Raw genomic sequence first — 12841 nt, forward strand, 5'->3', positions numbered from 1 at the left:
ACTAGAATGAACTTGTGGAGTGATCACCAATGAAGAAAATTCAATTAATACAGCAAATAAAAGAACAGGGGCTTGTTGCGGTATTACGTGCGGATTCATCTGATGAGGTGGTCAAGATGGCCGAGGAAGCTATTGCCGGAGGCATTAAAATCATCGAGATTACGATGACCGTACCCAATGCGCTTCAAGCCATTAAGCATTTAACAGCCCGCTATTCGAGTGATCCGCAATCGAAGATGCCATTTGCAGTTATTGGATCAGGCACAGTACTGGATGCTCCGACTGCTCGGGCTTGTATTTTAGCGGGTTCCCAGTACATCGTAGCACCTTCTTTGAACACAGAGACTGTAAAAATGTGCAATCTGTATCGTGTGCCTATTCTCCCTGGTGTAATGACCATTACAGAGATACAGCAAGCTTTGGAGCTTGGTGCCGATATCGTCAAATTGTTCCCTGGCAATCTATACGATCCATCTATCATTAAGACGATTAAAGGGCCGCTTCCCCAAGCCAATATTTTGCCGTCGGGTGGTGTAAATGTACAAAATCTCGGTGACTGGATTCGAGCAGGTGCCTTTGCAGTAAGCATCGGTTCGGATTTGACGATGGAGGCTGTCGCATCCGGAGATATGTCACGTGTGCGGGAACAGGCCAAACGTTATGTGGAAGCGTATCATCAAGCGATTGGCACACAGAAGGGATATTAAATGCCCTCTTCGTTGGTTTGTAATTTCTGGAAATAAATAGAAATTGTATTGTTTGAAGGAGGCAAAACATCCCCCTTGTCGAGGGACAAGAACATGAGGCCCCCCTGAAAGTCGCTATTTTAGCGGCTTTTTTGTTTTATCGTTACAAATGAATGTCTAATCAAGAGCCGATGCCGGGGCAAGAAGCATATGCGCATGATCGATCCGCTGCCGCCCGGGGAGCCATTACCTGCTGAACGCTTGAAGCATGTTTTTCGACTGTATGATATAATGCTCCATAGAATTTAATCACTCCGTAGTTCACCTCTTATAGATTGCATGTGCCTACAACTACGCCGCTGCAATCCTCATCTGTCACCACATCCGATGCCTATTCCCTCGCTATGCTTGAAAGTTGAGCGCACCTACTCTATTTATTCCCGTTTAACGAAACCACGGACGGGCCGAACTCGCCTGTCAAAGCTCTATCTAAGGAGGTTTTTATGCAGTTAGAAGGACAACATTTTTTTGTCATTACAGGTGGTCCTGGCTCAGGGAAGAGTACGCTCCTCGATTATCTCGAACGACAAGGTTTCATGCGGTCGATCGAAGCGGGACGAAGTATCATCCAGGAGCAGACGATGATTGGCGGTGCTGCTCTACCTTGGAAAGACAGAATACTCTTCGCAGAGCTCATGCTATCTTGGGAAATGCGTTCATACCGACAAGAACTGAAGCAAGGAAATACCGGCCCCGTGCTGTTTGATCGAGCTGTGCCTGATGTCATTGGGTACCTTCGACTGGAGGGGTTGGATGTTCCGGCTCATATCCAGCGCGCTGGCGAATTATTTCGCTACAATAAACGTGTTTTTATCGCCCCGCCCTGGCCGGAGATTTATCGTCAGGATACCGAACGAAAACAGGATCTAAAGACAGCTTGCCGAACCTTTGACACGATGGCGGCCGTTTACACCGAGCTTGGATACGAATTAGTCGAGCTTCCGCGTTGCAGCATCGAAGACCGAGCCGAATACATCCGGTCGAGCATCCGCTGTAATAGTACAACCGGTTTGCGGGAATCGAAGAAATGAGGAATTTTCGCTTCCCCAAACCTAGCATTTAAACACATCAGTAATGAAACATGCCATATTTTTCAATAGAAACTGACAAAAAAATATCCCAACATTATAATTGTTATATATGAAGCACTTTCTATGTGAAAACGATTAGAGGTTGCTGGATCACCATAAAGAACTTTTGCATTTTCATCCATTTCTCTCCAAGGAATCGGGCCATCCGGAACATTCATACGAATCATATCACCTACAGTTAAAACCTCTTGTCCACTAAGTTTGATCTCGGGAATCGGACGATCTGCTGCTATATAGTATTCGAAACTCATTTTTAACATCACCCTGTCTTCACAAGTTCTATTCTCATATTATTATAATTAAAGAGAAATTCTTCAATATGAAATTAATAATATGAAGAAAAATAAGGCTGGAGGTCCCCGTAAGTGTAATGTGTGTTTATTTGGATGGAAAAGTATCGGAATTATGTACAACTACGGTTTGATTATGATTAGGAATTGAAAAAGTATACCCTTGCGGTAAATTAATAGATCAAAACAAAAGCGACCCGTCCACAGATTATATTGTGGGTAGGTCGCTTTTTTTGCATATGCACATGTTGTTCAACATGTTGCATTAGTTACCAAGGCACCTGTGAGGGATGGCATTTAAACCAACCAAGCCACTCTGATAACGCACAGCCCGCCTGGAATCCAGTTTCTCCATCTTTCCAACCGGAAGCTTCTGCAGCGTTATTAGATCCAATAATAAAAACGCCTGCTATTAATAAAGCAGTTGTGAATCTACCTATTTTTTTCAACTTAATCACTCCTTGCCAAATATAGATAGAATTACATCGGGACACTAGTAAATAATAACAGAACTTTTTATTTTGTTCAATACCTCCTTGAACCTGGATGTTCGGCTCAAGATGATTATTTGGAACGTCTTTGGGGTTAAAGACCTATCCATTGCAGGCGGGGCGCTCTTTTCTATTTACTTGAAATACGAACATTCAGTCTCTACACTGTAGAAAAGGAAGAAACGAGTGTGCGTAATGAATTATTGAAGTTGCTGGTGAAAAGAAAAGACAGAAAACGGATGGTGAGATTAACTTTTTCGCAGTTGATCCAAACATTAAAGGAAAGGGAATTGGAACACTGTTGTTACATGAGTTAGAAAGGAAAGAGGAAGGGAAACTGATCTATCTTTATACGGATAGTGGTTCGACTTATCAGTTTTATTTACATCGTGGTTTTGAAATGGTCGAACGGAAAACAGTAAAATTAAATATCAGAAGCAAGGAAGTTGAATTGGAATGTTTTTTATTTAGCAAGAGGCTTTGATGATGATCGCCATACACTTTTCCTATCTTTTTTATTGTACATTTTAAGTGATGGACAAAAACCAAAGTAAACACTGCCAATACGATTGGTAGCATCTCAGGCAAATAGCACAAAAGGCAGAGGGCACTCTTAAAAGGAGTTGCCCTCTGCTTTTTTGTTAGCGGCTAATAAAGCAGACCCATTTCGGCTGTGTGTCTTGACATTGCTTGGTTTTCGTAAGCATCCGGATTATGACCCTGAGGCTATTACGCCATGCAGGAAAACCGTTTATTATTTTTTCAACAGGTTGATATGATCCAAATCCGTGCTGCTGTTAAAGATAAACTCGATTTTGTAATCACCGCGGTTATAGGTTAGCTTGGTTTGTGTTTTTTTACCATTTTTGATCTTGCTCACGGAGCTGGGAGCGTACCAGTTCTGCTTGACCATTTCTATCGTAATGCCTCCGATATTGGTTTGACGCTCCACGTTGGTGCCGAAGTAGCGCATTTCTTGGATTTTGTTTGACTTATATAAGAAAGCATAACCGGGACTGCCCATATTCGCACCGTAAACATCGAACGAGCTTGCATGTTTACCCGGCTTCGTAGGCTCACCGATCTTTTGGATGACATCCTGCTTGGTACTTTTACCAACCGTGAGCCCGCTCACTGCGCCCGGAAATTGGCCTTTCAGGGCTGGCTTATAAAAGCTGTTCAGCGTTTGTAAGGGGGTTGGAGCCGCATGTTCACTTCTGCTTACAGACGCGGCTTCCGCCTGGTGGCTAGGCAGGATCGCTTGCTCCGCTCCGATGGAGCCCGATCCGATGACGGCGGCCATGGAGGTCGCCAGCAAGAGTGTTTTTGCCATTTTTATTGTCATAATTGATCCTCTCCTTGTGGCATGTATTTACCACATATGGTTTTTCCTAAACATTGCATGCGTTCATTACATTAATAGAACCAGGCTAGAGAGCAAGGGGCACGAAAACATAAAAGGATATGAATTTTTTGATATAAAAAGGGCTCGGGGGTATGACATTAACATGTTCCGATTACCGATTTGATGATTATCTATATCCAGAAACCGTTCGAATTGCTGGCCATCATCACGGACGACACGATCGCTATCGATTTCACTCATATTGAAGCGCGCGTGATCAAGCGCCAGCATGAGGACTTCAAAAGTCATTTCTCAAAGTCTTGGACATGCATGCATTTCCAAGATACGAAGGTGATGGTTTTAGTTGGGTAGAACCTTCTGACCATACTAATGCGAATAATAGGCTTAAAAGAAACAAAACAAAAGCCGTTAGTCTATTTTACACGGGAACTATAGAATTAAATTCAGGACATTGATCAATTGGTTATTATATTATTAACGACTCCGTTTCAAAATTACCACGTGCATATACTGATGTAGTCATATGTTTTTTTTGGTAAAATATTTCCTATATTCAATTAAAAATCAGCGTGAAAAAAATCCGCGATCGCCAAATCCTAAAGATGATGTGTAGCAGCTTGTGTGAAGTGGCGATGATGGCTGTTTTAGCTGAAAGATGGGCTTCAAATCAGAGGTTACCTTTTCTTGAGTTCCTTGTACTATTCTTTACGGGTCGAGTTACTAAATACAGGAGCCTTATGCCCAATTGACAATAAACCACGTGAAGGATGATATCTGATGAAGCATATTTATCTTGTCAGACACTGTAAAGCTACAGGCCAGGAGCCCAAAGCCCCCTTAACACAGGAAGGCCAAGAAGATGCTGAACATATTGCAGAGTACTTCATTGATAAAAACATCGACGTTATTTACTCTAGTCCGTTCTTACGGGCCTTGGAAACCATAAAGCCTTATTCAGTTAGAACTCATAAAGAGATCTTAATAGACAAACGTTTAAAAGAAAGAATTTTAAGTACGGTAAATCTTGATGATTGGATGCAGAAGTTAGAAGAAACATACGAAAACCTAGATTTAAAATTAGCAGGCGGGGAATCATCAAATGAAGCAACTCACAGGGTTATCGGGTTAATTAATGAATTACAAGAAAGACCGGAGTCTAATTTTATATTGGTTACTCACGGGGCACTACTCTCCTTGATCATCAAGAACTATCAGAGCGACTTCGGATTTGAGGATTGGAAAAACATAAAGAACCCAGATATATATTTATTGAAAGTGAATCAAGACGGTGGGTTAATAGAACATTCATGGGTATAAACCAGGACTACCACCAGTAAATTGAAATATTAGACTGCCTACATGTTACGAGGAGAAAACTGCAAATGATTCGCTATCCTTTTTTGCATGAAGGGACGACTATTGGCGTCACTGCACCTTCATCGGGCGTAAAGGAGCCTTTACACGAAATGGTAAAGCAGGCGATCGGCCGTTTGATAGAGAAGGGCTACCCGGTGGTTTGCGGGGAGACAATATGGACTCAAAAGAAAGTAAAGTCGGCACCGGCCACCATAAGCTGCGGAACTCAACTCCCTACTGAAGAACGAGGAGGTTGGTCTGGTCTTCCCGCCATGGGGTGAAGAGCTGTTGATCGAAATTGTGGATCGAATCGAATAGGACTATATTCAGCCCAAATGGGTTCTGGGCTACTCAGATACGAGCGTGCTGTTGCTGGCTGTTACGCTCTCCACTGGAACGAGATGAACATGAACAGTACCATCATGATATTTAATAGGTCCAAATTATCATGATGTGTTATAGTATATTAGACCTAACATGAAGGAGTTGTTCATCTTTGAAATGGAAATTTGCTAAAAGTATGCTTATAGCCAGTCTCTTCATTCTGTTGTTTGCCTTTGGCACTCCAGTGCACGCCAAAGAGCTTCCACAGCCCGAGTGGGTGGTTGATGTATCCAATGGAAAATGGATCCATCCTTCTAGCCCGACTTGGGGAATAGTGGTGGATTCCCAAGGGAATCAGAGCATGATTGGTCTGAAAACCGCTGCCAACAAAGTCTATCTTGAAAACATGGATCCCACAACGGGTCAAATCAGATGGTCCATCCCGCAAGATTCTAGCTTCTTTCCCTCAGAGGATGGCTACATATTTATGGTAGAAAAAAACAACCAGATCAGCGCTATGCATCTTGCCACAGGCAAGAAGTTATGGACGAGTACTCTACCTTTTGTAGAGGAAGTTTATTATTATGATGATATATATCCGGGGGAAAATGGCAGCCTGTATGTCGTCTCACATTCCAAGGATAATAAATCCACCCTATACTATTATGACTCCACTGGCCATAGAACGAAAAAATACACGGTGCCGTATTCGATCGTCGATATAGAAGGGGATTATGTGTTTGCCAAAACCTATAATGATGACCCGAATACATACATAATGAGCCTCGCCACAGGTAAAAAAATCAGAACAATAACAGACGGGAATTCATTCATCCCTGTAAATGTACTGAAGGATGGCACATTGATTGCTCAAAACGTTGTTAAGAATACGTTAACGCTCAAAGCTTATCAACCTTCAGGGAAGTTAAAATGGACAAAAAAACTTCCATATGTAAACGGTAGGACAGAAGTGCACACACTTCAGGATCGCTTTCTGTTTATCGATGGTAAAAACAATACCTTGAAGCTGTATGCTTCAGATGGCAAGCTGATTGCCAGCAAATCTTACAAACCTATAGGTACCAGCTATAATCGTTTTTGGGGATTGATGTATATAGCGAAGGATCAGCAGAGCTTCATGTTTACGATTAATAAGGGAAAAAAACACGAAATAATAATAATGGATTCAAAGAATTTGAACGTAATTGAGTCATTCACTAAAGATGAATATGATAATAACAGTGACTATGAGTTTCTCCATAACAAAACCGAGTTATATATTATCGACAGTTACGGAAAAAGCATCAGCAAGTACAATTTAAATAATATATAAATGTCGAAGGACAGAACATAGCCCTATTCAAAGCCGCTAAATTAGCGGCTTTTTTGTTTTATGGGAATATGGTCCTATTGCCGAGTTGATGAATGTCTAATCAAGAGCCTTATGCTGAGGCAAGCGATGCGGCATGTACGCGTCGCCCCAGAGAAGCGCGAGCATTACCTGCTCCATAGTCAATAGTGAGCTTGGTTTGGGCTGAACTAAGCGCGATACCACAAGGAGCTGTAGCAGCATTTTCAAAACTTTTTTTATGATAACCCTTTACATACTATAGGGGGGTATTGTATATTAATTGTAAAAATAAGGAGGTGAGGCAATGTCGATAATTTCAGAAAGTCTTAATGAAATGTTGTAATCGATCAATGCTGCTCATAAAACGGTGCAAGAAAAAGCCACATTCATATATCGAAAGGAATGAAAAATGATGAGTTTAGAAGCTTTAAATGAACAAGTAAAGAGGGATCTTTCTTATCTTACATTTGGCGAAGAGGACTGGGTATGCCAGGCCCACCATCCTGAGGGGCATGTCTACGATGCAGTGATTGTAGGAGGCGGCCAGTGTGGCTTAGGTGTGGGCTTTGGGCTTTTGCGTGAAAGAATATCTAATATCCTTATCATCGATGAAAATGTTGAAGGTTATGAAGGGCCATGGGTAACATACGCTCGTATGATGACATTACGTACGGCTAAACATTTGATATCCATTGATCTTGGAGTGCCTTCTCTGACTTTTCGCTCTTGGTGGGAAGCACAATTTGGGGCACAAAGTTGGGAGGACATCGATAAGATTCCACGGAACGATTGGATGAATTATTTACGTTGGTATCGAAAGGTTCTTAATTTACCTGTTGTTAATGAGGTAAAGGTGAAGCTTATTGAGCCTGCAGGAGAAGATATTTATCGACTGCATATTGAAGGAGCGGGAGCATCTTCTGATACATTGCTGGCCCGCAAGGTTATCTTAGCTACTGGTATTCAAGGCGGAGGGGAATGGCACGTACCATCTATGATTTCCGAAACATTACCTCGTCACCTCTATGCACACACCTCAGAAGACATTGACTTTAAGGCCCTAAAAGGCAAGAAGGTGGCCATTTTAGGCGGTGGGGCCTCAGCTTTTGACAATGCCAACTTTGCATTATCTGAAGGCGTCGGTTCGGCTGATGTGTTTGTTCGCCGCACAGAGATGCCACGTATTAACCCACTTCGACAAATGAGGGTGTTAGGTCTAATTGAACGTTTTCATGTTCTATCTGATGCTGATAAATATTCCGTGATAGACCATTACTTTAAACATCAACCTCCTACAAATGACACATTTGAACGTGCAGCCTCACATCCCGGTTTTACACTCCACTTAGGTGCACCATGGCTTGACGTACAGCATGAAGCTGAGAAGGCTATTGTCACTACTCCACAAGGTAATTTCACTTTTGACTTTCTCATCATTTCCACTGGTCTTGTGACTGATCATTCTTTACGTCCAGAGCTAAAGCTTTTCGAACCCCATATTGCACGTTGGGACGACTATTATCATGCACCTGCTGAGATTGCCAACCATAAGCTTGATGCGTATCCTTACCTCGGCCCTGGCTTTACTTTCACATGCCGGGACAAAAAGGAATCAAAGCTTCTATACGGGCTTTTTGCTTTTAACTATTCAGCTATAGTTAGCTGTGGTATCTCAGCCTCTTCGCTTCCGGGAATGAGATATGGGATACCTAGACTCGTTTCATCTGTAGCAGACCAGCTGTTCTCTGATCATCGTGAGGAGATTCTGAAAAATTACTATTCTTATAAAGAAGCTGAATTTGTTGGAGAATGGACAAAGGCTTAGTTTACTATTCAACTATTGAAGGGAAGATAGACAATTGGGGAAGGTCTTTACAAAATCGACGTCTGCTCTACTACTATTAGTCTTTATTTGGGGTGGAAGTTGGCCGATCTATAAAATGGCTGTGCCTTATACGCCCCCGTTATTATTTGCAGGTATGCGTGCATTGATAGGAGGCCTTATACTTGCTGCTCTCATATATAAAATGAGGAACAGGATCAAATGGCGTCAGAATTGGGCGAAATATTGTATTTCAGCACTATTTAATACGATTCTCTTTTTTGGGTTACAGACAATAGGACTCATATATTTGCCAGGAGGATTGTTTTCCGTGCTTGTCTATTTTCAGCCCGTTCTACTTGGATTGTTTGCTTGGATTTGGCTTGGAGAGCACATGTCGCCCTTGAAAATCATAGGTTTGATTACCGGATTCCTTGGAATTGTAGTTGTCAGTGTGGACGGATTAACCGTTCATGTATCGGTCATTGGTGTTGTCTTAGGGTTGCTTATGGCATTGAGCTGGGCCCTTGGTGTGGTTTATGTGAAGAAGGTGAGCAGCGAAGTAGATGCTTTCTGGATGGTGTCTTTGCAGTTTATTATTGGTGGAGTTATTCTAATGGGTATGGGAACAATTGTTGAAAACTGGTCAGCTATTGAATGGAATAGCAAATACCTTTTGGGACTCGGATACGGCTCCACTTTTGGCATTCCACTTGCATATATCATTTACTATAAACTTATTAATGCGGGAGAGGCGAGCAAAGTCGGCACATTCACGTTTCTTGTACCGATCATTTCCGTATTCATCGGTACGGTATTTTTAGATGAACCGCTAACTTACCGCCTTGTCGTAGGACTGTTATTAGTAGGTCTAAGTATTTATTTCGTGAATTATCGCGGAAAAAAGGTGAATGCTTCATTATTCAATAGATCGGAGGCAAAATGTAATACGGAAGATGTGGGATGACAAGAACATATATGCTTAAAAGCCGCTGCTACGCGGCTTTTTTGTTTTATATCATCAACTTCTATCATTATCATTTGACAAGGTGTGTTAGCTATTTTAATTTTGTCATTTATAACACTCCCCTCACTTTTTCTTTTTTTTGAAGAAATCGAACTTGATCACATAATCAAAGAGAGAGGTAATTACAACAGCTCCAAGTGGAATCATTGCGTATGCCCAAGGCGGATTATTTGGAGCTTCACCAGGGGGGGCATCAATTAAAATCTCAAAAAGGACAACACAATAAATTAGGGCCAATACAATACCTGTTACGTTCCTATCTTTTTTAAACATAGCTATTTTTCACCTTCTTTTGCAAATAACATTTAATGATCTAAATTAGGCGGCATAAATGTGTTCTGACGGGTTACAGATATGAGACGACGATACGATTAAAGGATGAAGAATGGAACGCTATCGAAGCTTTCTTGCCTCCTGCCTGAAAAATATAAGGAGGTTTCGCTGAAGTTGTTATGTTCGCTCACCCTTCAGTAGTTTGGATGTTATCTGAACAATAGAAGTCAACTGTTGCTAATTAACCTTCAACGCTCTATTCTTGGAGTACATGAGTTGAAGGAATTACCTTTTTTTGCGATAGGATTATTTCGTTTTTTAATGCCTGTGCGTATTAAGATTTTTTTGATTTTTTGTTTTTGACTTCTTAACAATATGAACGCATTATGTCTAAAAGAAGTTGCATTTTGCGATTGTTATTACAATTTTATTGAAAATGGGGACAGTTTTGGGGGAAATTGATATTTTTTGGGTAAGGGGAAGGTAAGGATAAACATCGGCAACATTAAGCAATACTGAAACCAGTAGGAAACAATGGATAATTAGAATCCAATATCAAGGGAACTTTCGAATAAAAGTAGCCATTGACTGATCTCCAGGTATTCGAATGCGATGGAGAGTTAAATATCCCTGCTTTTTCTCAGCGTAACCAGGTTTTGTCGTTACGGCAAATTCAAATCCAGCACGCTTAACGACCTGTATTACATTCTGATTGAATTCACCGGAAGGATAAGCAAAAGCAATTATGGGATGCCCTAATCCCTTCTCCAACCTTTGTTTAGCTCCCAAAATTTCGTCCTCAAGTTGTAACTGGTTGCTTTTTGTCAAATCTACATGATGCCGGGTATGCACACCAATTTCAATGAGACCAGATTGTTCCATTTCCTGGGCTTGATTCCAATTCAAGTGATTCGGTGAACCAATAAAATCGCTGGTAGCGAATATTGTTGCTTTCATTTGAAGCTTTTTTAAGATTGGATAAGCGACTGTATAATTATCTAAATAGCCATCATCAAAAGTAATCAAAATCGGTTTATCTGGGAGCCGTTGGCTCGTCTTCCAACTCATTAATTCCTTGAACGTGATGGTATTATATCCGGCATTCTTTAAATGTTCCATTTGTTTATAAAATACCTTTGGGGGCACAGAAAGCGTATTAGATTGATTGATGCTAATCGAATGGTACATCAAGATCGGAATAGATTCTGTGTCGAGTCGTGAGATCAATTGAGTTTCTGGTGCTGATTGTTTTTTCTCGATTTGTGATTGGAGAAGAGGATTCGCTTCTTGTTCCCATCCGCTTATTAACATACTAATTAACAAAAGAAAAATGTGCATAATGTGCAATTTACTCAACCTCCAAATATATCTTGTGCATTATCTTGTGTATTTCAGAACAAAAATAAACTAGGGACAGCCAGACAATGTCGAAACAAAAACATGGTCCCATTGAAAGTCGCTAAATTGGCGGCTTTTAATAGAAGTCCACAACATACCAGATATTCAGCAATTCCACGGGGGGCTATTCCTTTTGATGGGGATGATCCCCACAGTGTGATGATCCATGGAATAGAAATTAACTTAACTGTGCACACAACTCGACATCGGAGAGCTTTACTGTTTGTTGAAAAAATTAGCTTTGGGTTATTATCATTTTCAATGTGTTTTTTCGGAGATAAAGATGATGTCCCAGAGTGGAAAACAAGAACATGCTCGATTCTGGTTCATTATTTGAATTTTAACGCTCGGACTGGCAACTGTAGACCGATTTAAACCGATAATAGTTAGAGAGGAACATAGAACCCTTCTAGGGTTCTATGTTTGTGTTTAAAAAGATTGTTTTTGATGCAATAGATTACAGTGTAATTTAGTTGGCATTACAACGGTGTGTGGAGAATCGGAGAAGCGGGCGGCAGTGGCAAATTCGATTTGTAAAACCGTCAAGAGGGATATTCCGATTGTAGCTGGATTGGATACAACTTTACAGCCTGTCCCTGTATATCCGACCCCGGACGGTGCGGCAGCAGTGGCAAACTGGGAACACGACGTCTATGAACAATCGGATGCTCCTGCATTTATGTATGAGATGATTAAAACTAATCCACATGAAATCGTGTTACTCGGAATTGGAACCATGACCAATATTGCAACCCTGTTTAATACATATCCCGATGCCCTGTCCCTGTTAAAAGGACTCTATGTGATGAATGGATATTATGGCCGAGAGCAATTGCCTGAAGCCTACTACAATTGGAACTCATGGGCTGATCCGCTCGCATCCAAAATCGTTTTTTCCTCCAATGTTGCGATTCACCGGGCTATTACACTTGAGATTACGGACAGGTTAACGATTGAAGCAGTTAAAGCCAGAGAATTTCTTCGTTCGGATTCCGATTTGATGAAAGCGGTATTTGATTTTGGAGATGCGTGGCTTGAAAGTTCGAATAAGTTGACACTGCATGACCCGTTGGCGGCAATTTGCATATTTCATCCCGATGTTTGTCAATTCGAACAAGGTTATGTCCGAGTTGAAACCAATGAGAAGACGTTCATGGGAGGTACTTCGTTTAGAGCATCACAGAATGGAAACGTGGAAATTTCCTGAGAAGTAGATGCGGAACGTTTCTATCAAATCTTGGCATCTACTTTATCAATGCAGGGGCCTTTAGAATTCAATTGAAACAAGATTGATAGGAGGTGCATA

12 protein-coding genes and 1 pseudogene are annotated in these 12841 nt (G+C 41.3%); 8 read left to right on the forward strand and 5 right to left on the reverse strand.

Going from position 1 to position 12841, the window contains the following annotated elements; translation table 11 throughout:
* Positions 1-29: 29 nt before the first annotated feature.
* Both C8268_RS10460 and C8268_RS10465 read left to right on the forward strand, forming a co-directional pair.
* On the forward strand, positions 30-707 hold the full coding sequence (locus C8268_RS10460; protein WP_106767605.1) for a bifunctional 2-keto-4-hydroxyglutarate aldolase/2-keto-3-deoxy-6-phosphogluconate aldolase: 678 nt from the start codon (positions 30-32) through the stop codon (positions 705-707).
* Positions 708-1189: 482 nt separating this feature from the next.
* Positions 1190-1777 carry an AAA family ATPase gene (locus C8268_RS10465; RefSeq protein WP_106767606.1) on the forward strand — a complete coding sequence of 196 codons (588 nt, stop codon included), beginning with the start codon at positions 1190-1192 and terminating at the stop codon, positions 1775-1777.
* A 62-nt stretch (positions 1778-1839) separates the two neighbouring features.
* Here C8268_RS10465 and C8268_RS10470 read toward each other — a convergent pair whose 3' ends face one another.
* Both C8268_RS10470 and C8268_RS10475 read right to left on the reverse strand, forming a co-directional pair.
* A complete protein-coding gene (locus C8268_RS10470) occupies positions 1840-2088 on the reverse strand; it encodes a hypothetical protein (protein ID WP_106767607.1) in 249 nt (82 codons plus the stop codon).
* A gap of 308 nt (positions 2089-2396) precedes the next feature.
* On the reverse strand, positions 2397-2576 hold the full coding sequence (locus tag C8268_RS10475; RefSeq protein ID WP_106767608.1) for a hypothetical protein: 180 nt from the start codon (positions 2574-2576) through the stop codon (positions 2397-2399).
* 244 nt (positions 2577-2820) lie between these two features.
* Here C8268_RS10475 and C8268_RS23530 point away from each other — a divergent pair, with 244 nt between their 5' ends.
* The gene (locus tag C8268_RS23530) at positions 2821-3102 is read left to right on the forward strand and encodes a GNAT family N-acetyltransferase (RefSeq protein ID WP_420094276.1); all 282 of its coding nucleotides are present in this window, start codon (positions 2821-2823) and stop codon (positions 3100-3102) included.
* Between the two features lie 270 nt (positions 3103-3372).
* Here C8268_RS23530 and C8268_RS10485 read toward each other — a convergent pair whose 3' ends face one another.
* A complete protein-coding gene (locus tag C8268_RS10485; protein WP_106767610.1) occupies positions 3373-3963 on the reverse strand; it encodes a YjgB family protein in 591 nt (196 codons plus the stop codon).
* 798 nt (positions 3964-4761) lie between these two features.
* Between C8268_RS10485 and C8268_RS10495 the strand changes: the two genes are divergently transcribed.
* The 4 genes from C8268_RS10495 (at position 4762) to C8268_RS10515 (ending at position 9804) form a co-directional block, all read left to right on the forward strand.
* Positions 4762-5301, forward strand: a complete 540-nt coding sequence (locus C8268_RS10495; protein WP_106767612.1) for a histidine phosphatase family protein — start codon at positions 4762-4764, stop codon at positions 5299-5301.
* Between the two features lie 535 nt (positions 5302-5836).
* The gene (locus C8268_RS10505) at positions 5837-6997 is read left to right on the forward strand and encodes an outer membrane protein assembly factor BamB family protein (protein WP_106767614.1); all 1161 of its coding nucleotides are present in this window, start codon (positions 5837-5839) and stop codon (positions 6995-6997) included.
* Positions 6998-7427: 430 nt separating this feature from the next.
* Positions 7428-8840: an NAD(P)-binding domain-containing protein gene (locus tag C8268_RS10510; RefSeq protein WP_106767615.1), complete on the forward strand. Its 1413-nt coding sequence runs from the start codon at positions 7428-7430 to the stop codon at positions 8838-8840.
* A 34-nt stretch (positions 8841-8874) separates the two neighbouring features.
* Positions 8875-9804, forward strand: coding sequence for a DMT family transporter (locus tag C8268_RS10515; protein ID WP_106767616.1), 930 nt, complete (start codon positions 8875-8877; stop codon positions 9802-9804).
* A gap of 123 nt (positions 9805-9927) precedes the next feature.
* On the opposite strand, the gene C8268_RS10520 is transcribed toward C8268_RS10515, so the two are convergent.
* Together C8268_RS10520 and C8268_RS10525 are read right to left on the reverse strand one after the other, a co-directional pair.
* Positions 9928-10137, reverse strand: a complete 210-nt coding sequence (locus C8268_RS10520) for a hypothetical protein (protein ID WP_106767617.1) — start codon at positions 10135-10137, stop codon at positions 9928-9930.
* A 555-nt stretch (positions 10138-10692) separates the two neighbouring features.
* Positions 10693-11475, reverse strand: coding sequence for a polysaccharide deacetylase family protein (locus C8268_RS10525; protein WP_234032970.1), 783 nt, complete (start codon positions 11473-11475; stop codon positions 10693-10695).
* 532 nt (positions 11476-12007) lie between these two features.
* Between C8268_RS10525 and C8268_RS10530 the strand changes: the two are divergent.
* Positions 12008-12742: pseudogene (locus C8268_RS10530) on the forward strand (nucleoside hydrolase); the annotation flags it as partial.
* Positions 12743-12841: the final 99 nt, after the last annotated feature.

This window comes from Paenibacillus faecalis (assembly GCF_900289175.1).
Lineage (GTDB): Bacteria > Bacillota > Bacilli > Paenibacillales > Paenibacillaceae > Paenibacillus_AQ > Paenibacillus_AQ faecalis.